This is a genomic window from Nonomuraea sp. 3-1Str (assembly GCF_031570565.1).
Taxonomy (GTDB): domain Bacteria; phylum Actinomycetota; class Actinomycetes; order Streptosporangiales; family Streptosporangiaceae; genus Nonomuraea.
Genome location: NZ_JALHBK010000041.1, coordinates 34,655 through 61,357, shown reverse-complemented (window position 1 = coordinate 61,357; position 26,703 = coordinate 34,655). Strand labels below are relative to the sequence as shown.

20 protein-coding genes and 1 pseudogene are annotated in these 26,703 nt (G+C 72.0%); 9 read left to right on the top strand and 12 right to left on the bottom strand.

Features of this window, described 5'->3' with window-relative positions:
- The 4 genes and pseudogenes from MTP10_RS39175 to MTP10_RS39160 form a co-directional block, all read right to left on the bottom strand.
- Positions 1-717 (bottom strand): annotated as a pseudogene (locus MTP10_RS39175) (phosphodiester glycosidase family protein); the annotation flags it as partial.
- 202 nt (positions 718-919) lie between these two features.
- A complete protein-coding gene (locus MTP10_RS39170; RefSeq protein ID WP_310716633.1) occupies positions 920-2,536 on the bottom strand; it encodes a PucR family transcriptional regulator ligand-binding domain-containing protein in 1,617 nt (538 codons plus the stop codon).
- Between the two features lie 84 nt (positions 2,537-2,620).
- Positions 2,621-4,270, bottom strand: coding sequence for an AMP-binding protein (locus MTP10_RS39165; RefSeq protein ID WP_310716631.1), 1,650 nt, complete (start codon positions 4,268-4,270; stop codon positions 2,621-2,623).
- Between the two features lie 12 nt (positions 4,271-4,282).
- A complete protein-coding gene (locus tag MTP10_RS39160) occupies positions 4,283-4,996 on the bottom strand; it encodes a TetR/AcrR family transcriptional regulator (RefSeq protein ID WP_310716630.1) in 714 nt (237 codons plus the stop codon).
- A gap of 55 nt (positions 4,997-5,051) precedes the next feature.
- Between MTP10_RS39160 and MTP10_RS39155 the strand changes: the two genes are divergently transcribed.
- A complete protein-coding gene (locus MTP10_RS39155) occupies positions 5,052-6,521 on the top strand; it encodes an MFS transporter (RefSeq protein WP_310716629.1) in 1,470 nt (489 codons plus the stop codon).
- A gap of 9 nt (positions 6,522-6,530) precedes the next feature.
- On the opposite strand, the gene MTP10_RS39150 is transcribed toward MTP10_RS39155, so the two are convergent.
- Positions 6,531-7,238: an alternative oxidase gene (locus MTP10_RS39150; RefSeq protein WP_310716628.1), complete on the bottom strand. Its 708-nt coding sequence runs from the start codon at positions 7,236-7,238 to the stop codon at positions 6,531-6,533.
- Positions 7,239-7,534: 296 nt separating this feature from the next.
- On the opposite strand from MTP10_RS39150, the gene MTP10_RS39145 reads away from it, so the two are divergent.
- The 4 genes from MTP10_RS39145 to MTP10_RS39130 all read left to right on the top strand — a co-directional run bounded on the left by MTP10_RS39145 (position 7,535) and on the right by MTP10_RS39130 (position 12,960).
- Positions 7,535-8,815, top strand: a complete 1,281-nt coding sequence (locus MTP10_RS39145) for an aspartate aminotransferase family protein (protein WP_310716627.1) — start codon at positions 7,535-7,537, stop codon at positions 8,813-8,815.
- Between the two features lie 29 nt (positions 8,816-8,844).
- Positions 8,845-10,350 (top strand): CoA-acylating methylmalonate-semialdehyde dehydrogenase, encoded by a 1,506-nt coding sequence (locus MTP10_RS39140; protein ID WP_310716626.1) that lies wholly within the window; start codon positions 8,845-8,847, stop codon positions 10,348-10,350.
- Between the two features lie 99 nt (positions 10,351-10,449).
- On the top strand, positions 10,450-11,640 hold the full coding sequence (locus MTP10_RS39135) for an extracellular solute-binding protein (RefSeq protein WP_310716624.1): 1,191 nt from the start codon (positions 10,450-10,452) through the stop codon (positions 11,638-11,640).
- 102 nt (positions 11,641-11,742) lie between these two features.
- On the top strand, positions 11,743-12,960 hold the full coding sequence (locus tag MTP10_RS39130) for a saccharopine dehydrogenase C-terminal domain-containing protein (protein ID WP_310716621.1): 1,218 nt from the start codon (positions 11,743-11,745) through the stop codon (positions 12,958-12,960).
- 64 nt (positions 12,961-13,024) lie between these two features.
- On the opposite strand, the gene MTP10_RS39125 is transcribed toward MTP10_RS39130, so the two are convergent.
- Positions 13,025-16,252 (bottom strand): tetratricopeptide repeat-containing serine protease family protein, encoded by a 3,228-nt coding sequence (locus MTP10_RS39125; RefSeq protein WP_310716620.1) that lies wholly within the window; start codon positions 16,250-16,252, stop codon positions 13,025-13,027.
- 59 nt (positions 16,253-16,311) lie between these two features.
- Here MTP10_RS39125 and MTP10_RS39120 point away from each other — a divergent pair, with 59 nt between their 5' ends.
- Positions 16,312-16,614 carry a trypco2 family protein gene (locus tag MTP10_RS39120; protein ID WP_310716618.1) on the top strand — a complete coding sequence of 101 codons (303 nt, stop codon included), beginning with the start codon at positions 16,312-16,314 and terminating at the stop codon, positions 16,612-16,614.
- 5 nt (positions 16,615-16,619) lie between these two features.
- Here the strand turns inward: MTP10_RS39120 and MTP10_RS39115 are convergent, their stop codons facing one another.
- The gene (locus MTP10_RS39115; protein WP_310716617.1) at positions 16,620-16,820 is read right to left on the bottom strand and encodes a hypothetical protein; all 201 of its coding nucleotides are present in this window, start codon (positions 16,818-16,820) and stop codon (positions 16,620-16,622) included.
- A 223-nt stretch (positions 16,821-17,043) separates the two neighbouring features.
- Positions 17,044-18,372: a 4-aminobutyrate--2-oxoglutarate transaminase gene (gene gabT / locus MTP10_RS39110; protein WP_310716616.1), complete on the bottom strand. Its 1,329-nt coding sequence runs from the start codon at positions 18,370-18,372 to the stop codon at positions 17,044-17,046.
- A gap of 94 nt (positions 18,373-18,466) precedes the next feature.
- Between gabT and MTP10_RS39105 the strand changes: the two genes are divergently transcribed.
- Positions 18,467-20,122 (top strand): PucR family transcriptional regulator, encoded by a 1,656-nt coding sequence (locus tag MTP10_RS39105; protein WP_310716614.1) that lies wholly within the window; start codon positions 18,467-18,469, stop codon positions 20,120-20,122.
- Here MTP10_RS39105 and MTP10_RS39100 read toward each other — a convergent pair.
- Complete coding sequence (locus MTP10_RS39100; protein ID WP_310716613.1) at positions 20,082-20,708, bottom strand: TetR/AcrR family transcriptional regulator; 627 nt, start codon at positions 20,706-20,708, stop codon at positions 20,082-20,084. The two genes, MTP10_RS39105 and MTP10_RS39100, sit on opposite strands and share 41 nt — an antisense overlap.
- Before the next feature lie 207 nt (positions 20,709-20,915).
- Positions 20,916-21,536 carry a TetR/AcrR family transcriptional regulator gene (locus MTP10_RS39095; protein WP_310716612.1) on the bottom strand — a complete coding sequence of 207 codons (621 nt, stop codon included), beginning with the start codon at positions 21,534-21,536 and terminating at the stop codon, positions 20,916-20,918.
- Positions 21,537-21,655: 119 nt separating this feature from the next.
- Here MTP10_RS39095 and MTP10_RS39090 point away from each other — a divergent pair, with 119 nt between their 5' ends.
- Both MTP10_RS39090 and MTP10_RS39085 read left to right on the top strand, forming a co-directional pair.
- The gene (locus MTP10_RS39090) at positions 21,656-22,600 is read left to right on the top strand and encodes an alpha/beta hydrolase (protein ID WP_310716611.1); all 945 of its coding nucleotides are present in this window, start codon (positions 21,656-21,658) and stop codon (positions 22,598-22,600) included.
- Positions 22,601-22,691: 91 nt separating this feature from the next.
- Complete coding sequence (locus MTP10_RS39085; protein WP_310716610.1) at positions 22,692-24,119, top strand: aldehyde dehydrogenase family protein; 1,428 nt, start codon at positions 22,692-22,694, stop codon at positions 24,117-24,119.
- Positions 24,120-24,204: 85 nt separating this feature from the next.
- On the opposite strand, the gene MTP10_RS39080 is transcribed toward MTP10_RS39085, so the two are convergent.
- Both MTP10_RS39080 and MTP10_RS39075 read right to left on the bottom strand, forming a co-directional pair.
- Positions 24,205-25,461, bottom strand: a complete 1,257-nt coding sequence (locus MTP10_RS39080; protein WP_310716609.1) for a hypothetical protein — start codon at positions 25,459-25,461, stop codon at positions 24,205-24,207.
- Between the two features lie 56 nt (positions 25,462-25,517).
- A complete protein-coding gene (locus MTP10_RS39075) occupies positions 25,518-26,597 on the bottom strand; it encodes a peptidase (RefSeq protein WP_310716608.1) in 1,080 nt (359 codons plus the stop codon).
- Between the last annotated feature and the right edge of the window lie 106 nt (positions 26,598-26,703).

Below are 26,703 nucleotides of genomic sequence, written 5' to 3'. Positions count from 1 at the left end.
GCTCAGCAGCTTGCCCGCCACCACCGACGCGCCGACCGGCTCGCCCTGGAGGTTCTTGGCGGTGTGGATGTTGAAGAAGCCGCCGTTGACGGCCGCGACCGCGTGCGCGGCCTTGGCCATGGCGGAGACCTTCTCGCGGGCGGCGACGCTGGTACCGAGGGAGGAGGCGTACGAGCCGCGGAACGTCCGGGCGTCGATCATCATGACCTTGACGCTCCACGGGCCGGTGGTGTCGTGGCCGTCGTCGCCGACGTAGTCCACCCTGGACTTCAGGCCGGCGTCCTTGAGCTTGGCCACCATCTCGTCGGCCTTCTTCTTCTCCTCCAGCTTCCATGTGCCGACCCGCACCATGTAGACGGTCTGCGAGGGGGCGTCCGCGACGCTGGGGCGGACGACCTCCACCAGTGTGGCGGTCTCGCCGGCGGCCTCCACCTCGGCGAGCACGGATTCGGCGGTCTGCCGCATCCCGTAGTCACGGCCGCTCGGCATGAGGACGGAGACCGTGTAGCCGTCGCTGGCGCGGCCGGCCTGCACGTCGTACAGGTCGATGCCCTGCGCCACGCTGGTCTGCTTCTTCGTCGGCACGAGCTGAGTCCCCAGCGGGAACTTGGCGGACGGGAACCGGACCGACACCTGGTCCGCGGCGGCGACCGGCGCGGTGGTGACCGTGAGGGCGGCGGCCAGGGACAGACCGGCGGCGAGGGTGCGTCGAGACATGAAAACTCCAGAGGGCGGACAACGGGCCGCACCATCCTGTCGTGATCATGGTCAGCGGGTGAGCGAAACACGCTAATCGGTGGGAGAGGTTACGAGATTGACATCGCCGTCTGGAGCGGGCTTGCCGAGCGATGGGATCTCGTCACGGAGCGTCCCCGAACGGAATGGAGCGTTCCTGAAGAAGCCGGCGGCGCCGAGCGGCTCAGCGGGTGTCGCGGCGGAAGGACTCCAGGGCGAGGAGGGCGACGTGGAGCGACAGGCACGACTCGACGTCGTCGAGATCGGTGTCGAGGATGCGTTCGAGGCGGCGGAGCCGGTCGTAGAAGGCCGGCCGGGACAGGTGCGCCTTCTGGGCGGCCACCGCCTTGTTGCGTCCCGCGTCGAGGTAGGTCCGCAGGATCCGGGTGAGGTCGCCGCCGCGCTGGGCGTCGTGGGCGAGCAGCGGCCCGAGCTCCCGCTCGGCAAACGTCTGCAGCCGGGCGTCGTCGCGCAGCAGGTGGAGCAGCCCCCGCAGCCGCAGGTCGGGCAGCCGGTAGAAGGGCCGGCCGTCCGGCTGGCGCACGGCCACGTCGGCCACCTGCTCGGCCTCGAGGAAGCTGCGCCGTACGTCCCTGATGGACTCGACCACGGAGCCGGCCGCGAGCACGAACGAGGCGCCGGGCTTCCACAGGATGCGCAGGCGCTCGGCGACGGCGGTGAGCGCGGGCTCGGCCTGGGTGCGCGGCGGCAGCGGCAGCAGGAGGCCGACGCGGTCCTGGTCGAGCGCGCCGACGAGGGCCGGCAGGCGGGCGTCGCGGCAGGCCGCGGCGGCGGCCTCCGCGAGCTCGCCGAGCTGGGCCTGCCCGTCGAGGGCCTGCTCGACGGGGTCGGTGGGCCGGATGACGACGCTGATCAGCTTGCGGCCGGTGATGGGCACGCCGACGGCGCGGGCGCGGGCGGCGGCCTCGTCCGGGTCGGCGTAGGCGTGGGTGAGGATGCCGGTGAGTATCGTGCCGTGGGCCTGGCGTTCGAGCGACTCCTGGTGGCGTTCGAGCAGGCGGCCGAGGGCGAGGGTGGTCGCGGCGCGCTCGGCGAGCACCAGGTCGCGGGGCGAGGGCGGCACGTCGCACAGCAGGATCAGCCGCCCCCAGTCCTGGCCGCGGGCCCCGACGGTGGTGACCAGCCAGCCGGAGGCCGGGTCGTACGCGGTGCGCTCGGGCGGGGCCACGGCGCGCGAGCGGGTCTCCCAGCCGGCGAGCAGGGCGCCGATGTCACGGCCGGCCGACTCGCAGGCCAGGACTTGGTGGGCGAGGTTCTCCAGGAGTACGGGGCGCCCCGACAGGCGGGCCACCTGGGCGAGCACCTCGGCGGGCGAGGCGCCCTCGACGGACAGCTCGGTGAACACCTCGTGCAGCTGCTCGGAGGCCCGCAGCTCCTCCAGCTGGATGTCGATGATGCGGGCGTGCACCGACTCGGTGATCTGCACGAACGGCGTCTCGCGGGTCAGCACGACGAGCGGCAGCCCGTGCTGCTCGGCGGCCTTGACGACCGAGGCGGGCAGCTCGCCGACGAACCTGCGTCCCAGCTCCACGAAGAGCCCGGCGACGCCCACCGCCGCCAGCTCGCCGATGTAGTCGGCCAGCTTCTCGGGGTCGCTCGGCAGGGCGACGCCGGTGGTGAGCACCAGCTCGCCGCCGCGCAGCAGGGCGGCGATGTCGGCGATCTCGCCGACGTGGACCCACCGCACCTTGCTGCCCAGCCGGTCCCCGCCCGCGACCACCTGCGGGCCACCCCGGCGAACGGTCTCCAAGGCGAGCACATCGGCGATGGTGGGCAGCACGGACAGAGCCTATCCGATCAGCTTGTAAGATCGGCAATGCACCCATTTACATAGTGATCTACTGACGGAAGCCGGGGCGCCCGGTCAGCTCCCGTCCGTGAACTCCCGGCCGGGCGGGCGCTCGCGCAGTTCGACCCGGCGGATCTTGCCGGAGATCGTCTTCGGCAGCTCGCCGAACTCCAGCCGCCGTACCCGCTGGTACGGCGGGAGCTCGCGCCGGCAGTGCTCGAAGATCGACCGCGCGGTGTCGTCGGAGGGCTCGAAGCCCGGGACGAGCGTCACGTACGCCTTGGGCACGGCCAGCCGCACCGGGTCGGGGGCGGGCACCACGGCAGCCTCGGCCACAGCCTGGTGCTCCAGCAGGACGCTCTCCAGCTCGAACGGCGAGATGCGGTAGTCGGACGCCTTGAAGACGTCGTCGGTGCGGCCCACGTAGGTGATGTAGCCGTCGGCGTCGCGGGTGGCCACGTCACCGGTGTGGTAGAAGCCGTCGGCATCGGCGCCGCCGGAGCCGCCCGCGTAGCCGGTCATCAGGCCCGCGGGCGGGTCGCCGAGCGACAGGCAGATCTCGCCGTCGTCGCCCGGCCGGCCGGTGACCGGGTCGACCAGCGTGATCTCGTACCCGGGCAGCGGCCGGCCCATCGACCCGGGCTTGACCGGCTCGTCCGGCACGTTGCCGATCTGGGCGGTGGTCTCGGTCTGGCCGTAGCCGTCGCGGATCGTCAGCCCCCACGCCTTGGCCACCTGGTCGATGATCTCCGGGTTCAGCGGCTCGCCCGCTGCGACGGCGGTGCGCAGGGGCAGCCGCCAGGCCGCCAGGTCCTCCTGGATGAGCATCCGCCACACGGTCGGCGGGGCGCAGAACGTGGTGACGGCCTCGTCGCGCAGCACCTCCAGCAGCGCGGCCGCGGAGAAGCGCCGGTAGTCGTGGACCAGCACGGTCGCCCCCGCGTTCCACGGCGCGAACACGCTGCTCCACGCGTGCTTGGCCCAGCCGGCCGAGGACACGTTGAGGTGCACGTCGCCGGGCCGCAGGCCGATCCAGTACATCGTGGACAGGTGGCCCGCGGGATAGGACAGGTGGGAGTGCTCGACCAGCTTGGGCCGGGAGGTCGTCCCCGAGGTGAAGTAGAGCAGCAGCGGGTCGCCGGAGCGGGTGGTCCCGTCGGGGACGTGGCGGGTGCTCGCCTCGGCGCTCTCGTGGTAGGGCAGCCAGCCGTACGCGTCGCCGACGGCGATCCGGGTGTACGGCCCCGCGGCGAACTTGCCGGCGTCGGAGGCGTTGGCGATGACGTGGGCGACGCCGGCCCGCTCGACGCGCTCGGCGACGTCCTTGGCCGTCAGCAGCGTCGTGGCGGGGATGACGACGGCGCCGAGCTTCATGGCGGCGAGCAGGCTCTCCCACAGCTCGACCTGGTTGCCGAGCATCAGCAGGACGCGGTCGCCGCGCCGCACGCCCTGCTCGTGCAGCCAGTGGGCGACCCGGGAGGAGCGGGCGGACAACTCGGCGAAGGTGAGTGAGACGGGGCCTGCCTGCCCGACGATCCGCAGCGCGACGGCGCCGGGTGTCTCGGCGGCCAGCACTCCGTCGAACCAGTCGAGCGCCCAGTTGAACTCCGCCGGCCGCGGCCAGCGGAACTCCCGGCGAGCGGTCTCGTAGTCGGCGCCCAGCAGCAGGTCGCGCGCGGCGCGGAAGCCGGCTACGCCTGGAAGGTCCAGCCCGTCATGTCCCATGCCCTCAATCTGCTACGAGCGCAGCCGCGCCTCAAGGCCATCGAGCACCGCGACGAGCCCGAAGTCGAAGCTGACCGCCCGCAGCCTGTCGGTCTCGGACACGGTCACCTTCTCGTTGACCTCGACGAGTCGCTCCAGCAGGTCGGGGAAGTCCCTGGCGACGTGCTCGAAGGTCCCGCGCATGGCGTCCATGTCGAGCTCCTCGCCGCCCATCGAGGTGCTCCACGCGATCTCGGGGATGACCGTGCCGAACACGTACGCGGTGAGCGTGGCGTTGGCGTAGTCGATGTCCATGCCGTCGAAGCCGGCCAGCCGGAAGGTCCTGCGCAGCCGGTCGGACATGGCCATCGCGTTGGGGCCGAGGGCGGGCAGGCGGCCGATGAGCGAGCCGACCCAGGGATGGCGGAGCATGACGTGGCGCATGCTGTAGGCGAAGGCGGAGACGGTGTCGCGCCACCCCAGGCTCTCCGGGATCGGCAGGGTGATCTCGCCCCAGATCTCGTCGTAGGCGAGCTCCAGCAGCTCGTCCTTGTTCCCGACGTACCAGTAGATGCTCGTCGCGCCGGCGCCCAGCTTGGCGCCGAGCTTGCGGATGCTGAGCCCGTCGAGCCCCTCGGCGTCGAGCAGCTCCAGCGTCGCGCGGGCGATCTCCTCGCGAGTGCGGCCCGGGGTCCGGGCCGGCCGGGCGTCACGGGTCCAGACGGAGGAGATCTGCTTGCCGGTCATTCCTCCAGGATAAAACCACTCGCACAGCGTACGAGAGACGTCGTACAGTGTGCGAGTGAAGTCGAACGATGTACGAGATGACTCGAACGATGTGCGAGACCCCCGGCGGTGGTGGACTCTCGTCGTCCTGTGCCTGTCCGTGCTGGTGCTGGGCGTGGACGGAACCGTCCTCAACCTGGCCATCCCCTCGCTGATCCGGGACCTGGGCGCGACCCCGGGCGACATCCAGTGGATCCTCGACGCCTATGTGCTCGCGTTCGCCGGACTGCTGCTGACGGCGGGCAGCCTGTCCGACCGGTACGGGCGCCGGAAGTTCCTGATCATCGGGCTTGCCTTCTTCGGCGGCGCGTCGCTGCTGGCCGTGCTGGCCTCCGAGCCGTGGCAGCTCATCGGCGCGCGGGCGCTGATGGGCGTCGGCGGCTCGATCCTCATGCCCTCGACGCTGTCCATCCTGATGACCGTCTTCGACGAGGCTGAGCGGCGCAAGGCGATGGCCGCCTGGAGCGCCGTCGCCATGGTGAGCGTGATCGCCGGTCCCACGCTGGGCGGCTTCCTGCTCGAGCACTACTGGTGGGGCTCGGTCTTCCTGCTGAACGTGCCGATCGCCGCCCTCGCCATCCTGGCCGCCTTCGTCCTCATGCCCGAGACCCGCAGCTCGGGGCGGCGGATCGACCCGGTCGGCGTGGTCCTGTCGGTCGTCGGGCTGAGCGCCGCCGTCTACGTCATCATCGAGCGCGAGTGGAACGTGGCCGGCATCGTGACCGCGGTGCTCGCCCTCGGCGCGTTCGTGGTGTGGGAGCGCCGCCAGGAGCACCCGATGCTGCCGCTGGAGCTGTTCCGCAACCGCAACTTCAGCGGGGCGTCCTTCTCCATCCTGCTCATGTCGTTCGGCGCGGGCGCGGTGATGCTCATGCTGACGCAGTACCTGCAGTTCGTGCTCGGCTACGGGCCCATGCGGGCGGGGCTGGCGCTGCTGCCGTACGCGGTGGCGGCGGCGCTGTTCAACGGCCTGGGCGCGGCGCTCGGGCAGCGGGTGAGCAACCGGGTCCTGGTCGGCGTGGGCCTGGTGGTCATGGCCGGCGGGTTCGTGGTGCTCGCCACGACCACCGGCTACGTGCCGGTGCTGACCGGGCTGCTGGTCATGGGGATCGGCGGCGGCCTGGCCGGTCCGGCGGCCTACGCCTCGCTCATGGGGGCCATCCCCCTGGAGCACGCCGGGGTGGGCTCGGCGCTGAACGACACGGTTCAGCAGGTCGGCATGGCCATGAGCATCGCGATCCTGGGCAGCGTGCTGGCCGGGGTGTTCACCTCGTCCATGCCGGCCGGTGTGCCCGACGCGGCCAAGGAGTCGATCGGCGACGCGATCCGGCTGGGCTTCGCCGAGCCCGCCCGCGCCGCGTTCACCGACGCCATGCATCTCGGCGCGTGGGTGGGGTGCGGATTCTGCGTGGCCGCCGCGCTGCTCGCGCTGTCGGTCATGCGGTCGCCGGCTCCCGCGGTCGCCCCCGAGCCCGAGCGGGTCTGAGGCGGCACGTCAGCGGAGCCGGGGCTCGCGCATGGCCTCCAGGCTGTCGAGCTTGTGGACGCGCTCGTCGTGGCCGATCTGCCGCAGCAGGTCGGCCACCGACCGCTGGCGGCCGTACTCGGCGGCGTAGGTGCCCGGGTCGGGCACGAGGTCCAGGGCGGGGTTCTCGGCCACGAAGGTCATGTACTCGTGCTCGGCGTGGTCCTCGAACTCGGCGTTGAGCCGGTAGGACCAGTCGGGCCGGAGCAGGAACAGCACCCACGACACGTGGTAGTAGAAGAACGAGATGAACCACGGCGCCAGCCTGTGCAGCAGCCATGACTGCTTCTCGCCGTTGCGCTGGACGAGATCCTGCATGATCAGCAGGTGCCACTGCTCGTTGTCCTGGTCGGCGCGGGCCTCCACGATCCGCTCGAACACCCTCCTGGCCAGTGCCGAGCGCCCCGCGTGGCGGTGCACCGCCCAGTAGCCCATCCGCTCCCACGCCTGGTACGGCACGCGGGCGATGATCTCCAGCATGGCGAACTTGGTGAACGAGCCCTGCCGCCCGTACATGAGGTCGACCGGCTTGAACATCATCCGCGCCAGCAGGCTGTAGTCCATGCGCGGGGTGGCGAGCGTGTCGCGCTCGGCCTGCCGGAGCAGGTCGCGACCGAGCTTCGGGGGACCGGAGGGCAGCTCGGGGCGCTCAACGGCGGGGTCCAGGGTGATGGTCATGGCGGGTGTCTCCTCGGGTCGTCGTCGTGATGATCCGATCGTGGCCGAGGAGGACCCCTCCGGTCGTCGGCCGCCGGTGGTCTTCGCTGGTGCCTCGCGCGGCGTACCGCCGGCGCGTCCCGTACGCCCGGAGGCGCACGGGACATCCCCTAGGGGGCGGACAGCATGAGGTCCTGTTGTCATGACATACACTGGTTCGGAGCCCAGAGACCCACCCGACAGCATGTAAGGCGATGCGGCGGCACGCCGACAGGTTGCCGGTGGGGGGAACCCTGCGAGGACGGGATACTCAGAACATGTCGGAGCTTCTCGCGCGCCACCGGGCCGTCATGCCCAACTGGCTGGCCCTCAACTACAACGAGCCCATCGAGATCGTCGGCGGCAAGGGCAACCGCGTCGTCGACGCCGACGGGAAGAGCTACCTCGACTTCTTCGCCGGCATCCTCACCAACATGATCGGCTACGACGTCCCCGAGGTGCGTGAGGCCGTCGAACGCCAGCTCGCCACGGGCGTCGTCCACACGAGCACGGTCTACCTCCTGCGCGGCCAGATCGAGCTGGCCGAGAAGATCGCCCGTCTGTCCGGCATCCCGGACGCGAAGGTCTTCTTCACCAACTCCGGCACCGAGGCCAACGAGACGGCCCTGCTGCTGGCCACGTACGCCCGCAAGAGCGACCAGGTGCTGGCCATGCGGCAGAGCTACCACGGGCGCAGCTTCGGCGCGATCGGCGTCACCTCCAACCGCGCCTGGAAGAACAACTCGCTCTCCCCGCTCAACGCGCACTTCCTGCACGGCGCGGACCGGCACCTCGCCCAGTTCCGCGGCCTGTCCGACGCCGAGTACATCCAGGTGTGCGTGGACGACCTGCGCCACGTGCTCGCCACCGCGGTCGCCGGCGACGTCGCCGCGCTGATCGCCGAGCCCATCCAGGGGGTCGGCGGCTTCACCATGGCCCCCGACGGTCTGTTCGCCGCCTACAAGGAGGTCCTGGACGAGCAGGGCATCCTGCTGATCTCCGACGAGGTGCAGACCGGCTGGGGCCGCACCGGCAGCGCGTTCTTCGGCATCCAGAACCACGGCGTGACGCCCGACATGATGACGTTCGCCAAGGGCCTCGGCAACGGGTTCGCCGTCGGCGGCGTCGTCGCCCGCGGCGACCTCATGGACGCCCTGCCCGCCGTGGGGCTGGCCACGTTCGGCGGCAACCCGATCTCCATGGCCGCCGCCAACGCCACGCTCGACTACGTCCTCGACCACGACCTCCAGGCCAACGCCGCCCGCACCGGCGCCCTCATCACGGACGGCCTGCGCGCCGCCGCCGAGCGGCTGCCCGTCGTCAAGGACGTGCGCGGCAAGGGGCTCATGTTCGCCGTCGAGCTGGAGACCCCGGCCCAGGCCGCCCGGTTCATGGAGGAGACCAAGCGGGCCGGCCTGCTCGCCGGCAAGGGCGGCCTGTACGGCACCGCCATCCGCATGGCACCGCCCCTCACCCTCACGATGGACGAGGCCGCCGAGGGGCTCGGCATCATCGTCCACGCACTCGAAGTCATCAACGCGGAGGCGGCAACCCAGTGAGCCCAGTGAGCCCAGCGAAGGACGGCGCAGTGAAGTCAGTGCAGCACTGGATCGGCGGAGCCCTCACCGGCGGCGACGGCCGTACCGGGGACATCTTCAACCCGGCGACCGGTGAGGTGAGCGGGCACGTGGCGCTGGCCTCCGTCGAGGAGGTGGACGCGGCGGTGGCCGCCGCGGCCGCGGCGTTCCCCGCCTGGCGGGACGCGTCACTGGTCAAGCGGACGCAGGTGCTGTTCCGCTTCCGCGAGCTCATGAACACCCACCGCGACGAGCTGGCCGCGCTGATCTCCGCCGAGCACGGCAAGGTGCACTCCGACGCGCTCGGCGAGGTGGCCCGCGGGCTCGAGGTCGTCGAGTTCGCCTGCGGCATCCCGCACCTGCTCAAGGGCGGCTTCTCCGAGGGCGTCTCGACCCGGGTCGACTCCTACTCGATCCGCCAGCCCCTCGGGGTCGTGGCCGGCATCACGCCGTTCAACTTCCCGGCCATGGTGCCGATGTGGATGTACCCGATCGCGATCGCCTGCGGCAACGCGTTCGTGCTCAAGCCGTCGGAGAAGGACCCGTCGGCGTCGCTGCTCATGGCCCGGCTGTGGCAGGAGGCGGGGCTGCCCGACGGCGTGTTCAACGTCGTTCAGGGCGACAAGGAGGCGGTGGACCGGCTGCTGGAGCACCCGGACGTGCGGGCCGTCTCGTTCGTCGGCTCCACCCCGATCGCCCGCTACGTGTACGAGACCGGCACCTCCCACGGCAAGCGCGTCCAGGCGCTCGGCGGCGCCAAGAACCACATGCTCGTGCTCCCGGACGCCGACCTCGACCTGGTCGCCGACTCGGCCGTCTCGGCCGGCTTCGGCTCGGCCGGTGAGCGGTGCATGGCGATCTCCGTCGTGCTGGCCGTGGACCCCGTCGGCGACGAGCTGGTCGAGAAGATCTCCGAGCGTGTCGGCAGGCTGGTGATCGGCCCGGGCGACGACCCGAAGGCGCAGATGGGGCCGCTGGTCACGCGCGAGCATCGCGACAAGGTCGCCTCCTACCTCGACCTCGGCCTCCAGGAGGGCGCCAAGCTGGTCGTGGACGGCCGTGAGAGCTCGGTCCTCGGCGGCGGCAAGGCGTCCGAGGCGCCCGGGTTCTGGCTGGGCCCGACCGTGCTCGACCACGTGCCGGCGGGCTCGCGGGTGCACACCGAGGAGATCTTCGGGCCGGTGCTGTCGATCGTGCGCGTCTCGTCGTACGAGGAGGGCGTGCGGGTCATCAACGACGGCGAGTACGGCAACGGCACCGCCATCTTCACCAACGACGGCGGCGCCGCCCGGCGCTTCCAGAACGAGGTGGAGGTCGGCATGATCGGGGTCAACGTGCCGATCCCGGTGCCGATGGCGTTCTACAGCTTCGGCGGCTGGAAGGCGTCGCTGTTCGGCGACACGCACGTCCACGGCAGCGAGGGCGTCCACTTCTACACCCGCGGCAAGGTCGTCACCTCCCGCTGGCTGGACCCCTCCCACGGCGGGGTCAACCTCGGCTTCCCCACCAACGCGTAGGCCCCCGCGACCCTACCGGGGAGGGACACGCGTCCCTCCCCGGTCCGCGCCCCGGTAAGCTCCAGGTCACGACAAGGGTCGCGGACAAGGGGGACCACGTTGGATCGCCGCACACCCGTCCTGGCGCTCGCCGCGACGGTCCTCGCCGCGGGCCTGGGCGCGGCGAGCCCGGCATCCGGCGCCGCCGTCCCGCTCCCCGGGGCGAGCGCCACCCGGGTGTCCCTTCCGGCGCCGCGCAGCGCCGCGACCGGCACGCCGTCGCCCACCGCGAGCGTCAAGCCGCGCAAGTCCACGTCCCCGCAGGGCCCGGCCCAGAGCGACGGGACGCTGCAGATCCTCACCTACCGCGGCTACGCCGACTACTCCGGCACCACCGGCGAGTTCGAGAAGACCACCGGCTGCCGCATCGCCCGCTACGACACCGTGCAGACCGCCGCCCAGATGGCCGCCCAGGTCGGGCAGCGGCCCTACGACGTGATCTCCGCCGGGCCCGTGCTGGCCGCCGACCTCATCGCGGGCAAGCAGGTGCAGCCGGTCGACCCGGCCAAGGTGCCCGGCTACGGCGACCTCACCAAGCGCTTCCGCGACATGACGGTCCGCTCGGGCAAGGTCTACGGGGTGCCCTACCTGTGGGGCTTCCACGAGTTCCTGTACGACTCCTCCCGGGTCAAGGGCGACCCGACGCTCAGGGACGTCTTCGGCTCGGGCCACGTCGCGCTGCGCGACACCCCGCTGACCATCGCCGACGCGGCCCTGGCCGACGGGGTCGAGGGCGACCCGTTCGAGCTCGGCAAGGACGAGCTGGGCAGGGCCGCCGGCCTGCTGGAGGAGCAGCCCGGCCGGGAGTACTGGACCGAGCCGCTGGACCTGGTCAAGGGCTTCGCCACCGGCTCGCTCGACTACGCCCAGGCCACCCCGTACTACCGCCTGCTGCTGCAGGAGGCCGGCCGGCCGGTCAAGGCGGTCGACGCGCCGCGCACCACCGGCTGGGTCGACTCCTGGATGCTGGGCGCCGGGGTGCCCAACACCGAGTGCGCCTACCGCTGGCTCGCCTACACCGCCACGGCCGCGGTCCAGCGCAAGGCCGTCGCCTGGGTGGGGCTGGCCCCGGCCAACCCGAAGGCGTGCGCCAAGGCCACCCGGCGCGTCTGCGACGCGTTCGGCGTCGACGAGCCGGAGCACCTCGACCGGGTCGCCTTCGCCACCCGCCCGCCCGACGGGTGCAAGCCCAAGGACGGCTGCCCGGCGTACGCCGCCTGGGAGAAGCGGTGGCACGCGCTCGTCAGGTGACCTCCACCGCAGGTGGGAGCCCTGCGTTCGCGTGTCGTCAATTTAGACTGAATGACCAGTCAGTCTCGACTGAATGACCAGTCAGTGAGTAGGGTACTCAGCATGAGAATCCTCCTGGTCGGCGCAGGCGGGGTCGGCTCCGCCGTGGTGCCCATCGCCGCTCGCCGAGATTTCTTCGAACACATCGTGGTCGCCGACTCTCAACAGAGCCGGGCGGCCCGTGCCGTCGCCGCCGTGGACGACCCGCGCTTCACCGCGATCGCGCTCGACGCCTCCGATCGCGCCCAGGTCGAGGCGGCCCTCCGCGAGCACCGGTGCGACGTGCTGTTCAACGCCGTCGATCCCCGGTTCACGATGCCGCTGTTCGAGGCGGCGTTCGCCGCGGGGGCGCACTACCTCGACATGGCCATGTCGCTGTCGAGGCCGCACCCGAGCGAGCCGTACCGCAAGCCGGGGTTGAAGTTGGGCGACCGGCAGTTCGCGCTCGACGGCGAGTGGCGGGGCGCGGGCCGGCTGGCGCTGGTCGGCATGGGCGTCGAGCCGGGGCTGGCCGACGTGTTCGCCCGCTACGCCGCTGACCACCTGTTCGCGAGCATCGACGAGGTCGGTGTCCGGGACGGCTCCAACCTGGTCGTGGACGGCTACGACTTCGCGCCCACGTTCTCCATCTGGACCACGATCGAGGAGTGCCTGAACCCGCCCGTGGTCTGGGAGGACGGGAGCTGGCGCACCACCGAGCCGTTCAGCGAGCCCGAGGTGTTCGACTTCCCGGCCGGCATCGGCCCGGTCGAGTGCGTGAACGTCGAGCACGAGGAGGTCGTGCTCGTGCCCCGCTGGATCCCCGCGCGCAAGGTGACGTTCAAGTACGGGCTCGGCGACGAGTTCATCGGCGTGCTCAAGACGCTGCGCAAGCTCGGCCTCGACAGCGCCGAGAAGGTGCGCGTGGGCGGCGCCGAGGTGGCGCCGCGCGACCTCGTGGCCGCCCGCCTGCCCGACCCGGCCACGCTCGGCGAGCGCATGCACGGCAAGACGTGCGCCGGCACCTGGGTGAAGGGCCTCGGCAAGGACGGCGTGCCGCGTGAGGTGTACCTGTACCACGTGGTGGACAACGACTGGTCGATGCGGGAGTACGGCTCCCAGGCCGTCGTGTGGCAGACCGCGGTCCACCCCGTCGTGGCGCTGGAGCTGGTCGCACGCGGCGTCTGGAAGGGCGAGGGCGTGCTCGGGCCAGAGGCGTTCGACGCCGTCCCGTTCCTCGACCTGCTCCACGAGTACGGCTCCCCGTGGGAGATGCGCGAGACCCGGCTGGTAGCCGCCTGATACTCCAGGTCTGCCATGCTGGAATCGGCCTCCTGCCGGCGGTAACGGTCGCCCTGCGGGCCCGTCAGGAGATGCCTATCCAGTCCGCCTCCTCGCCGGTGAGCCGCCGCCACTCGGCCGACACCCCCTCGGGGTCCGCCTCACCGGCGGCGCGCAGCCACATCGCCGCCGCCTGCGTCTCGGCTTCCAGCTCGATCAGCAGGTGGAGGCTCTGCAACAGCGGCTCGATCGCCTCCACCGGACGCCCGCACTCGACAAGCAGCCCGCCGCGCAACGACAGGCAGTGCGCCAGCTTCTCGGGCTCCCCGGTCCCGCCGCCGCGGATCGCGATCGCCTCCTCGATCGGGGCGAGACCCTCGGCGTGCCGTTCGAGCAGGGCGTACCGGATGGCGTTGTTGGCAAGCGCGGTGGCCAGGCTGTCCAGCCCTCTCCCGTCATGGGCGGAGGTGGAACTGTCCGGCCGTCTGCCGGGATGGGCGGCGGCCAGGCGGCGGAACACGGCCACCGCCTCCTGTACGGCCGCCAACGCCTCCTCCGGGCGTCCGGCGTTGCCGTAGGCGTTCGACAAATTGTTGAGCTCGGTGGCGAGGCTGTTCAGGTGCAGGTCGGGGCTGACAGCGGCAAGGTCGTGGAGCAGGGCGACGGCTCGCTCCGCGCGTTCGACCACGTCGTCGTGCCGGCCCATCCCGGCACGGCTGGAGGCCGCCGTCGTCAACGTCGAGACGAGCCTGGGCACGTGATTGTCCGGGTCGATCTCGGCGAGCCTGTGCTCGATGGCGGTCGCCTCCTCGCTCGCCGCCACGCTCTCGGCAGCTCGGCCAGCCCTCTCGTACAGGGTGGACAGCGTGACGAGGGCATGCGCCAGCTCCGACTTGCGGTGCTCCCTCTCGAAGGAGCCCGGCTCGGCATCGTCCATATGGCGGCGCTGCAGCCCCACCGCCTCCTCGGCGGCTGCCAGCGCCGCCTCCTGCCGCCAGGGCGGGCACGCATTGGCGAACACCCGCAACGCATCGGCAAGGCCGAGGGCGTGGTCCCGGCCGAGGCGGCGGTTGACGCCCACGGACTCCTCGGCGGCGGCCACCGCCTCCTCCCGCCGGTTCACGACCAGGTAACGCTCCGCGAGGTAGGCCAGTGCCGTGGCCAGATCGCTCACGACCCCCCTGTGTCGCTTCGGCACGCGGAAGGGCCACAGGCGGCCGGTCATGGTCGCCCGGCGGGCCTCCTCGCGGGCGACCATGACCAGCCGCTCCGCCACCCGTACCCCGAAGTCACGCAGTACCAGGGTCGACAAGGGTGTTGCCATCGTCAGCGCGAGCAGTTCGCCGTAGGCCAGGTTCTGCTCTTCCTCCACGAACGACGCCAGCGCGGCACGCAGCGCCTCCGGGCGTTCGGCGTGCGTCGTGATGTCGAGCATCGTCACGATCAGGTGCCAGTGCCTGATGCCGAGCAGCGAGCGGAAGATCGGGCGGAAATGGTCCTGTTCGCGGGCCGAGGCGCGGGCCAGCACCTCCAGTGCCCGCTGGCGCTGCTCGACGGTCGCGGCGGGCAGAAGCACGTTCAGCAGCTCGGGGGTGTCCCTGGTGACGGTCGCAACCAGGTGCTCGCCGATTCGATCCGGCTGGAGGGCGCCCCAGTACTCCCCCGCAGGGGCCGGGTAGAGGCCGTGGATCCAGCCGGCCGCCGCTTCCCGCCGGTCGGCGTCGGTGCCGTCCCAGCCCGGTACCGCCTCCAGCGTGGCCCCGGCCTGCGCCGCGTCGTCGGCACCGCACAGCGCGGCCGCGGCGATCGCCCGTTCGAGCGACTTAGGGTTGAGCGCCAGGCCCGCCGCGACCGCCGTACGCTGCCAATACCGGCGTTCGTGGTTGAGCAGCACGTCCTCGACCGCGTCCGATGCCTGGACCTCGACAGGATGCTCGCTCGACTGCAGCAGCTCCACGAGTGCGGCCATCTGGATGGTCAGGATGGACGCGCGGACGTCGGCGCCCAGCCAGGTGGGCGGATCGATGGCCTTGGCCGCCGAGGCCCACGAGGGGCCGCCGAAGCCGGGGATGCGTTCGAGGTGAGCGGCGAGGTCGCGTAAGGCGTCACCGAAGGCGGCGCGGCGGCCGCCCTCGTCGGGTTCGAGCGGCTGGAGGGTCTGCACGACGGTCCCGGACAGCGCCGCCTCCAGGTCGGGATGGCCGGTGCGGAGCTGCGTCCACCACTCCCCGGCGGTGCGGGCCACCAGCAGAATCCGTACGGTCTGCCCGTCGCCGCCGTGCAGCACCTGCTCCAGCAGGTGCACCACCTGCTCGGGCCGGCTCTCGGCGTAGTCCACGACGACGATGAGCGGCACCGTCGTCTGCGCGAAGACGGCGTAGGCGGCCGGGTCCACGCGCCGGGACAGCAGGTGGCCGCCGACGAAGCCGCGCCCGTACATGTCGTTCAACAGCCGCCGCGACAGCCTGGTCTTCCCCTGCCCGCCGGGACCGGCGAGCAGGCGCACGGAGACCCCGTCGCCTTCGCACCAGTCGGCCAGCTCCTCGAGCAGCTCCCGTCGGCCGCGGAAGGCGACCACCTCGGCGTCGGCGCGCAGCAGGAAGGCGGGCGAGCGGAGATCGGCCCGGACCTGTGGTGTGTCCAGCAGCCCGGCCAGCTCCACCGACTCCAGCAGAGGCACGCAGCCGGTCGCGTCCCTGATCAGATCGTGAAAGCCCGGATCAGCCAGGAGGTCCTGGGCTCGGGTGGCGGCCAGGCGGCCGCCGTATGCCGTGCGGTCCTGAGAGACGACACCGATCACGAGCCGACCGTCGGCGGACAGAACCGCCGCACCGGACATACCCGCCCACGGGGACTCGCCCGGCGCCCCTAGCCTGGGCAGCGAGTCGTCCACGTGAATCTCGTAACGGCCGGCGGAGGCGGCGGTGCCCGGATTGACGTGACCGGACAGCTGCTCCTCCCACCGTCCGCTCTCCTCGCGTTGCGCCCTCGGGTAGCCGGTGGCCTGGCAGGGGACGCGCGGCTTGGTGCTGGTGAGCCGCCCCCACCGCATCGGCCGCCGGCCGAGCCCCTCGCCCGCGTCGGGAACTCGGATCAGCGCCGCGTCCACGGCCCCGGAGCGGTGCCGCCACACCACCGTGCCCGCCGACTCCTGCCCGGCCCACCCGACGACGACCTCGTGACCCACGTCATCGACCACGTGGGCTGAAGTCAGCACCAGCGACGGGGCGACGAGGAAGCCGCTGCCGAACACCTTGCGGCCGTCGCCCACCCGGGCGCGCACGTACACGGATCTTACGGACTCAGCAGCCACGCCTCACCTCCACATACGATGAGCTTCCCCCGAATTGTGAGCCGCGATGGGAGATCGACGTGAGCGATTCCGAATGGGTGGAGCTGGACGACGCGATCACCGCGTTACGCAAGCAGCTCGACGAGGCGCGTAAGCGGGGTGCGGACGAGGACCTGAAGTTCGCGCTCGGTGAGGTGACCGTCGAGTTCGGCATGGAGATCCGCAAGGAGGGGTCGGGCAACGCGGGCGTGCGCTTCGGGGTCGTCTCCGTGGGCGCCAAGGGGACGGTGGCCAAGAACGTCACGCACAAGGTGACCATCAAGATGACGCCCCGGATGAGCGACGGGGAGTCGGTGGACGTCGGCGACGAGGACGGCTGGTAGCCGCCTCAGCGGGCCGGGAAGGCGAGGACCGTGCCGAGCGCAGCGGGCAGCAGCGCCTCGGCGCAGTCGGCGCAGGCCAGCACGGCGGAGTCGTCGGGCAGGCGGCCCACGCGCACGCGCGGTCTCGGCCACCGCTTGTGGCAGACGGCGCAGGCATCGCCTTCGCGCTGCGCCCAGCTCAGATCGTCAGGGTCGAACGTCAACATGTCCTGCGCCGTTCCTGTCGGGCCCCAGTTCATCACGCTCCCCGAGGTGATCGCGCACCCGTGCACCGGATCCGTTATAACCCCGGCCGCTCTCGTGATCGTCTAGCTGGACGTCAAGCTAGAGTGAATTCTCTACCCGACCCGCATCTCTAAGGCCCATAAACACGGGCATCCAGCCACAAGCCGGATGCCCGTTTTGTAACAATTCTACTTTGTAAAGGGTCTACAGCTCGGCGAGCGCCTTCTCCAGGATGCCGAGGCCCTCCTCCAGCAGGTGCTCGGGCATCACCAGCGGCGGCAGGAAGCGCAGCACGTTGCCGTAGGTGCCGGCCGTGAGCACCAGCAGGCCCTCCGCGTGGCAGCGCCGGACCACCTCGGCGACGGCCGCCGGGTCCGGCTCCTTGGTGCCGGGCCGTACCAGCTCGATCGCGATCATCGCGCCGCGGCCGCGCACGTCGCCGATCACGCCGAAGCGCTCCTGCATCGAGCGGAGGCGGGGCAGCATGATCTCGCCGATCCGCCGGGCCTTGGCGACCAGGTCCTCCTCGGCGATGGTCTCCAGCACGCCCAGCGCCGCCTCGCAGGCCAGCGGGTTGCCGCCGTACGTGCCGCCGAGGCCGCCCGGGTGGACCTTGTCCATGATCTCGGCGCGGCCGGTCACCGCGGCCAGCGGCAGGCCGCCCGCGATGCCCTTGGCCGTGCAGATGAGGTCCGGCACGACGCCCTCGTCCTCGCAGGCGAACAGGTCACCGGTGCGCGCGAAGCCCGTCTGCACCTCGTCGGCCACGAACACGATGCCGTTCTCGCGGCAGAACTCCGCGATCCGCGGCAGGAAGCCCTTGGCCGGCTCGATGAAGCCGCCCTCGCCCGCGATCGGCTCGATCACCACGGCGGCCACGTTCGTCGCGCCGACCTGCTTGGTGATCATGTCGATGGCCTGGGCGGCTGCCTCCTCGGCGCAGTTCTCCGGGCCGGTCGGCCAGCGGAACGGGTAGGCCAGCGGCACCCGGTACACCTCGGGGGCGTACGGGCCGAAGCCCTGCTTGTACGGCATGTTCTTGGCCGTGAGGGTCATCGTGAGCAGCGTGCGCCCGTGGTAGCCGTGGTCGAACACCACGACCGCCTGCCGGCCGGTGGCGTACCGGGCGATCTTGACCGCGTTCTCGACGGCCTCGGCGCCGCTGTTCACCAGGAAGGTGCGCTTGTCGTGGTCGCCGGGGGTCAGCTCGTTGAGCTTCTCGCAGACCTGCACGTACGACTCGTACGGCGTGACCATGAAGCAGGTGTGGGTGAAGTCGGCGACCTGCTTCTGGACCCGCTCGACCACCCGCGGGGCGGAGTTGCCCACGTTCGTGACGGCGATGCCGGAGCCGAAGTCGATCAGCGCGTTGCCGTCGGCGTCCTCCACCACGCCGCCCCCCGCTCGGGTCACGAAGACCGGGAGGGTGGTGCCGATGCCGTGCGGCACGGCGGCCTGCTTGCGGGCCAGCAGCTCCTGCGACCTGGGTCCGGGGATGGCGGTGACGAGACGGCGCTCCTGCGGGATGCTCATGGGTCCGACGCTACGGCCCGCTCCTACCTGCGCCGATACGTCGATATGGCACACTGGAGGCACTTGCCTTCGCCGGAATGGACAACTCTCTCGGATGGCGCCTTCGCTTCGGGTCGTGGTGCGGCGGATGGGGCTGCGGCCGCTCGCCGGGTCGATCGAGGGGGTCGTGGTCCGGTGGGTCGCGGTCAGCGAGCTGGAGGATCCGACCCCGTACCTGGAGGGGGACGAGCTGCTCCTGACCACTGGAATGCGCCTCGAATCCGATATTTCCCGATATGTCGCCCGATTGGTGGCGCGGGGGGTCGCGGGGCTCGGCTTCGGGGTCGGCCTGACGCACGACGAGGTGCCGCCGGGCCTGGTGCGGGCCGCCTCGGAAGCCGGGCTCCCGCTGCTGGAGGTGCCGCGCGAGACGCCCTTCATCGCGATCGGCAAGGCGGTCAGCGAGCTGCTGGCGGCCGAGCAGTACGACGAGATCAAGCGCGCCTTCGCGGCGCAGGGCCGGCTGACGCGCGCCGCCCTGCGTCAGGAGGGGCCGCACGCGGTGATCGACCGGCTGGCCAAGGAGATCAGCGGGTGGGCGGCGCTGCTGGACGAGGCCGGAGAGGTCCGCCACGCGACACCCGGCGCCCAGGTCGGCACGGTGACGGCCGAGCTCGGCCGCCTGGGCGCGCTGCCCGGCCGGCCCGATGCGCAAGGTGGGCGACCAGGGGCGTCGGCGGCTCAGACGGGGCGGCCCGCCAGCCTGGCGCTCTCCGGGCCCGAGGGGCACACGGTGGTGCTGCCGCTCGGCGGGGGGCCACGTCCGCGCGGGTTCTTCGCGGCCGGCTCGCCCCGGCCGTTCTCGCCGGTGGGTCACACGGTGCTCAACGCCGCTGCCTCACTGCTCACGCTGGCGCTCGAACAGGGCGGAGCCCGGCTGGAGGCGGAGCGGCGGCTGTGCTCGGCCGTACTGGAGCTGCTGCTCGCCGGGGCGTACGAGCAGGGGCGCGCGGTGCTGGACCCGGTCGGCGTACGGCTGCCCGAGGAGCCGCTGACCGTGCTGGTGGCCCGGGCGGAGACTCTGGAGGTCCTGGAGGAGGCCCTGGAGCCCCACGCCTTCACGGCCCTGCTTCCGGCGTCCCCGGCGTTCCTGGCGTCCCCGGCGTTGTCGGCGTCTCCCGCGCCGGGCGGGAAGGCGCACAGTGCCGATCCCGCGGCGGCACGCGGCAGGGCCGGGGGCGAGAGGCTGGTGGTGGCCGTCGTGGGGGAGGAGGGCGCCGAGGAAGTGGCCGCCTTCGCCGGTGGGCCCGTCGGCGTGAGCGCCCCCTGCTCGTACGGCGAGCTGGCCGGCGCCCTCGACCAGGCGCGCCGCGCGCTGGCGGCGGCCGGCGACGGTGGGGTGGTGCGGTTTGCCGACCTGGCCGGGCAGGGGCTGCTGAGGCTGCTCGACCCGGGCGCCGCGCGGGCGTTCGCGGACGCGCTGCTCACCCCGCTCACCCGGTACGGCTCGCGCGCCGACCTCGTCGAGTCGCTGCGCGCCTACCTGAGCTGCAACGGCCACTGGGACGCGGCGGCCCAGCGGCTCGGCGTGCACCGCCACACCCTGCGCTACCGGATGCGGCGCGTGGCCGAGCTGCTCGGCCGGGACCTCGACGACCCGGGCGTACGGGCCGAGCTGTGGATCGCGCTGGCGGCCACCGCTTCCTTCGCGCGGCCGCCCGCTGACGCGCCTACTGCTTGGACACCAGATAGCAGCAGATCGTCGCCGTAGTGACCGCCTCGTAGGTGTGGGCGTCGCGCAGGTGGCCGGCCCGTTCGAGGCTGACGGCGCCCTGCGCCGCCGCCCAGAGCGCGTCGGCGATCTTGCGCGGCTGGGTCGGGACGAGGTAGCCGGCCGAGATGCAGTCGGCGATGACCCGGTCGAGGATGTTCAGCGCGGCGCGGGCCAGGGTTCTGGCGCGCTCGCTCGGCTCGAAGCCGGGGATGGCCCGCTCGAACATGAGGCTGTAGTAGCCGGGCTCGGCCAGGCACGCCTGACGGTAGGCGGGGCCGAGAGCCGACAGGTACTCGAAGGGGTTGTCGCGCTGCGGCACGGCATCCAGGAACCGCCTGAAGCGCTCGAAGCCCTCCAGGTACAGGGCCTCGGCGAGTCCCTCCCGGTTGCCGAACATCGTGTAGATCACGGTGGTGGTGCAGCCGGCCTCGCTGGCGATCCTGCGCATGGTCAGGCTCTCCGGCCCGTCGCTCACCAGCAGGTTGACGGCGACGTCCAGGAGCCTGGAACGCAGCTCGTCGTGGCTCGCCCGTTCGCCCAGCAGGTAGGCGCCCTGAAGTCCAAGCGGCGCCGAGGAGGTCATGGGGCCACGCCTTTCTGCTCGGGGGCCCACCGCGCTGGAGACCCGCACACGTTGACTTAGCCAGGGCGGGGATGATTCAAACCGCTCCGCACGGTAAACATCCCGAATTAGGTCTACTTCTGTTACATGGTGGGTAAAGGAGGGGGTCCGGACGAGGTCGGCGGACGCCGTCCTCTTCCGCGCGCCGGCGGGAGCAGGGAGCCGGGGTCACAGGTCGGGGCCGAGGACGCGGTCGACGATGTCGCGCATGCTCGCGACGACCTCGGCCCTGTCGTACGGCGCCGTGCCGGAGATCATGTCGTGCAGGGCGCCGTGCACCCCGTGGTAGGCGATGCGGGCGAAGACCTCTGGCGTGCCCGGTCGTAGGACTCCGGCGGTCATCCCCCGTTTGATCGCCTCAGCCAGCAGGTCGATGACCTGCTGGTTGGTCTCCCAGCACAGGGCGAGGGCCTTGGCGTCGGCGGAGCCGTAGACGACGCGGTGCAGGCCGGCGTGCTCCATGGCGTGGTCGATCAGGCGCTCCAGCAGCGCCGTGAGCACGTCGATCCAGTCGTCCTGGGGTGTCCGGTCGGCGAGAACGGCTTCGGCGAGCTCGAGATAGCCGGCCACGTACCGCTCCCAGAGGGCGGCCACGACCTGCTCCTTGGCCGAGAAGTGCAGGTAGAAGCTGCCCTTGGCGACCTCCGCCCGCGCGGTGATGTCGCTGACGGTGGCGTCGGCCACCCCGCGCTCGGTGAAGACGTCCATGGCCGCGTCCAGCAGTTCGGCGCGGCGTTCGCCGGCCGGCTTGATCACGCGTTTGCGCGTGGCCTCCGGGCCCCTGCTCATGGCCATGCCTCCACGATCGCTTGACTGACCGTTGGTCATTCGTACAGACTGACCAGCGGTCAGTTGACTGACCAACGGTCATTAGCTTACACGTCCCCCTTCCGAAGGAGTGACAACCCATGCGCCTGCGCTCCGCGCTCGCTCTGGCCGCCACGGCGGTCGCCCTTCCTGCTCTGCTGAACCGCTCCCGCGGTGAGACCGTCCCGATGGACGCCCGCGCCAGGCGGGACGCGCCCGGGTCGTTCGTCCGGCTCAGCCACGGCACGACGCACGTCGTGACGGACGGCCCCGAATCGGGAGAGCCGATCCTGTTCATCCCCGGAGCGACCCTGTCCCTGTGGGTGTGGGACGGCCTGTTCGAACAACTGGCCCGGGCCGGATACCGCACCATCCGCTACGACCGCTACGGCCTCGGCTTCAGCGACCGTCCCGAGGTGGAGTACAACCAGCAACTGTTCGAAGAGCAGATCATCGACCTGCTGGACACGCTCGGCGTCGACCGCCCGGTGACACTCGTCGCCCTGGCGTTCGGCGGGCCGATCGCGGCCGAGTTCGCCGTGCGCCACCCCGAACGGGTCGCCCGCCTGTGCCTGGTCTCGCCCGACGGTTTCGCCACCCCGCTCAACCGCGGGCTGCGCCTGGCCATGCTGCCCGGCATAGGTCTGCCCTTCTTCCAGGTCTTCGGGGACCGGGCGTTGAAGTCCCGCCTGCCCGGCTACTCGCGCGACCGGCGGGTGGTGGCCCGCATCCAGGCACGCCTGCTGCCGGAACTTCGCTACCAGGGCTTCAAGCGCAGCCTGCTCTCCGCGCTCGGCAACGTCCCCTTCCACGGAGCCGAGTACCTGTATCGGTTCGTCGACACCCGAGACGTTCCGGTTCAGGTGGTGTGGGGACGCCAGGACCCCGTGACCCCGATGCCGCCGGAGGAGGTCCTGCGCACCGTGTTCTCCCGCGCCGACCTCCGCCTGCTCGACGGTGTGGGGCATCTGCCGCACTACGAGCGTCCCGACGAGACCGCCGCGATCGTCCTGGACTTCCTGCGGGCACACCAGGAGCCTGCATGACTTCGGGTTGTACGCACCGGCGGGCCGCTTCGGGGGGTTTGTGCGTCGTGGCCAAATCGGCCGAAGGTCGCGGTGGCATAACGTCAGAGGTATGGACGTGCGCACCTTCTGGCTCGCAGGACGCCCCGCCACCGGGGACACCGAGCTCACCGTCACCAATCCCCTCGACGGTCGCGAGGTCGGCAGGCACTCCGTGCCGACCGACGCCCAGGTCGAGGAGGCCGTCGCGGCCGCCGCGGAGGTGGCCCGGCAGGCAGCCGCGCTGCCCGTGCACGTGCGCGCGGAGGCCCTGGCCCACGTGTCGCGCCGCCTCGCCGAGCGGGCCGACGAGATCGCCCGGCTGATCACCGCCGAGAACGGCAAGCCCATCCTGTGGGCGCGGGGCGAGGTCGCCCGGGCCGTCGCGACGTTCCGGTTCGCCGCCGAGGAGACCCGTCGCTGGTCGGGGGAGGTGCAGCGGCTCGACACCGAGCCGGCCGCCGCCGGCCGGCTGGCCTACGTCTCGCGCGTGCCGTACGGGCCGGTGCTGGCGATCACCCCGTTCAACTTCCCGCTGAACCTCGTCGCTCACAAGGTCGCGCCCGCGATCGCCGTCGGCGCGCCCGTGATCGTGAAGCCGGCGCCCGCCACGCCGCTCACCTCGCTCGTGCTCGGTGAGATCCTGGCGGAGACCGACCTGCCGGCCGGGATGTTCTCCATCCTGCCGGTCGAGAACGACCGCGCCGGCGCGCTGGTCCAGGACCCGCGGCTGCCCGTCGTGTCGTTCACCGGCTCGGCGCCGGTCGGGTACGCGATCGCCGACCAGGTTCCGCGCAAGCACGTGACGCTGGAGCTCGGCGGCAACGCCGCGGCCGTGGTGCTGGCCGACGCCGACCTCGACTGGGCGGCCACCCGCGTCGCGCTGTACTCCAACTACCAGGCCGGCCAGAGCTGCATCGCCGTGCAGCGGGTCATCGTCGAGGAGCCGGTGTACGACGCGTTCGTCGAGCGGCTGCTCCCGGCCGTCGGCGCGCTCGTAACGGGCGACCCCGCCGACGAGAAGACCCAGGTCGGGCCGCTCGTGTCGCAGGCGGCGGCCGAGCGGGTCGAGCAGTGGGTCAAGGAGGCGGTGGACGCCGGCGCTCGCGTGCTCGCCGGCGGCACCCGCGAGGGCGCCACCATCACGCCCACGGTCCTCGCCGACGTGCCCGCCGACGCCAAGGTGGCGCGCGAGGAGGTCTTCGGCCCCGTCATGATCCTCCAGCGGGCCGCGTCGATGGACGAGGCGTACGCCATGGTCAACGACTCGGCGTACGGGCTGCAGGCCGGGGTGTTCACGCGGTCGCTGGACGCGGCCTTCCGGGCCAACCGGGAGCTGGAGGTGGGCGGCGTCATCATCGGTGACGTGCCGTCGTACCGGGCCGACCAGATGCCGTACGGCGGGGTGAAGGACTCGGGCGTCGGCCGCGAGGGCCTGGCCTCGGCGATGAGCGACCTCACCTACGAGAAGGTCATGGTGATCACCGGGCTCACCCTCTGACGGTCCGTCACGGCCGGCCGGCGGCCGGGCCCCGGCGGCTGGAGCCCGGCGCGGCCCACCGATTGAACGGCTGGGGCAAGGTGCGTCAGGCGCGTTCGGCGGTGGTGAAGAGGGTCTTGATCGTGTCGCCGAAGTAGGGGCCGTACATGGTGCGGCGGTCGTCGCTGTACTTGAAGCTGCTCAGCGACGTCATCGTGCCCCAGCCGGTGGCGTGGTCGAAGCCGGACAGCCAGGGGCCGCCGCTCGACCCGGCCGTCATGTCGCAGCCGAGGCCCTGGTCACGGGTCTGACCGTGGGGGTCGTTGCGCAGCTTGCCGGCGCAGTAGACGAGGTGCTCGCCCGTGTAGGGCGGGTCGGCCGGGTAGCCGAAGCCGAACGCCTGGCCGCCGCGCCCGGTGTTGAAGGCGATCTCCTGGGCCCCCACCGCGTCGGTGACGTGCCGGTCCGCCCATGTCGTCAGCGCCACCATGCCCACGTCGTAGTCGTCGTCGGCCGAGCGCGACCACGGCCCCGCGACGAACATGCGGCGCGCCGCGTACCTGCCGAACGGCTCGCCGCCGCCCTCCCGGTAGCCGGGGACGAACGTCCAGTTCTCCGCCCACGGGCCGGTGCCGTCCTTGACGCAGTGCCCGGCGGTGACGACGACGTCGCGGTTGGCGCTGCGCACGGTGCCGGCGGAGCAGACGAAGTCCACGCCGCGCAGGGTCATGAACACCCGGCCGGTCGTGCGGGTCACGGCGCCGCCGGTGGTCCAGCGCGAGCCGGCCGTGATGAGCTGCGGCCGGGCCGACTGGTGGCGGCGCTCGGCCACCCGGCCCTCCGATGCTCCGGCCGTGCGGCCCTCGGGTGCTCCGGCGGTGCGGCCCTCCGGTGCGGCGCTCGCCGGTCGGGCGGGTGACGGGGGGCGGCGGGGGAGGAGCTTGAGCGCGCCGTGGGACAGGCCCGGGGCGGTGGACAGGCCCGATCGGCCCGTCACACCGCCGAGCAGGCCGCCGCGCGACCCGCCGCCCAGCAGCCCGCCGCGTGGTACGCCGTCGAGCAGGTTGATGGGCAGGGCGCGGGCCATCCGCTCCCGCGTCCAGTAGCCGAGCACGCGGCTACGGTCGGCGGGCACGCGCGCGGCCACGTGCTCCACGACGGCCCCTCCCCGGTCCCCGGACCGGGGCTCGGCGGGGCCCCCGGACGGGAGCCGGGTGGACGGGGTGCGGGCCGGGGAGGGCGCGGGAGCGGCGGGAGGACGGCCGGGCCGGCTCGGGGGCTCCGGCGTCGCGCCGATGAGGGCGGGCCCCATCAGCCCCGCGACGAGCGGAACGGCCGCCAGCAGAGGGGAGCTCAGGGTCATGGCAACCGAGTGTGCACTACGTCATGTGGTCTTGTGACTACATCCGGTGAAAAGCTTCACAGCGCGTTGGTGGTCTGCGCCGCCTGGTAAAGGGCCTGGGCCTCGTTCCCGAAGAACGGACCCATCATGACGTTCGGGGCGAAGTTGTACTTGAAGCTGTTGACGGAGTTGAGCCAGCCGAGGCCGGTCGACTCGTCGAAGCCCCGGAACCACGGGCCGCCGCTGGAACCCCCGGTCATCCGGCAGGCCAGCCCCTGGTCGCGCGTCATGACGGTGTCGTCGAACGTGCGCCCGCTGCAGTAGATCAGCGCCGAGCCGTCGAACGGCGCCGCCGCCGGGAAGCCGAAGGCGAACGTCTGGCGCCCTCTGGGCTGGTTGAACGCCACGCCCTGGCCGCCCACGGCGTCCACCAGCGCGCGGCCCTGGAGCGGCGCCACCACGGCGGCGCCGATGTCGAAGTTGATGTCCTCGCGGGTGTTCCACTGCTGGGTGGTCAGCAGCCTGGTGGCCACCCAGGTGCCGAAGGGCCGCCGGCCGTTGTCGAAGCCCGGGACGAACACCCAGTTGCGATGGGCGGCGCCGTCCATCTTCACGCAGTGCCCGGCGGTCATCACGACGCTCTTGTTGGCGCTGGTCACGGCTGTGCCGGAGCAGGAGGCGTTGCCGCCGCCGGCGGTGGTGAAGAAGACCCGGCCGACCGTGCGCACGACGGCGCCGCCGTCGGTCCAGCGCAGCCCGGTGCTGTCGGGCGCCGGCGCCTGCCGCCGCGCGGCCACGGTCGTGACGCGTAGCGGGCCGCGCTGGGGGAGGGCCGCCGAGGCGCCGCGCGTGGCCCAGGGACTGCCCTGCGTCGGGCCGCCGGAGCGGGTGGTGCGCCGGGGCGCGGGCGCGTCGAGGGGCCGCGCCGCCAGCATGCGCTGCGACGTCCAGTACTGCAGGACGGACGTCCGCTCGGACGAGGAGTTCGTGGTGGACCACCGGACCGGGCCGGGCTCGGCGGCGGTGCCCGAGATGACCTGTGAACCGGCGCCGGACCCGGCGCCGGACCCGGCCTGAGCCGGTGCGGTGGCCAGGGCGGCCGTCACGGTCGTCGTGGCGAGCGCGACGGCGGAGAGCAGGGCGACTCTACGGTGCATTACGTACCTCCCGAAACCGGATCTGCCATGGGGAGGTACGTGCGGGATATCGGGTTTTTCTCAAGGTATGCGCAGACGGATATGGCTCCATTACCGTACGAATGTC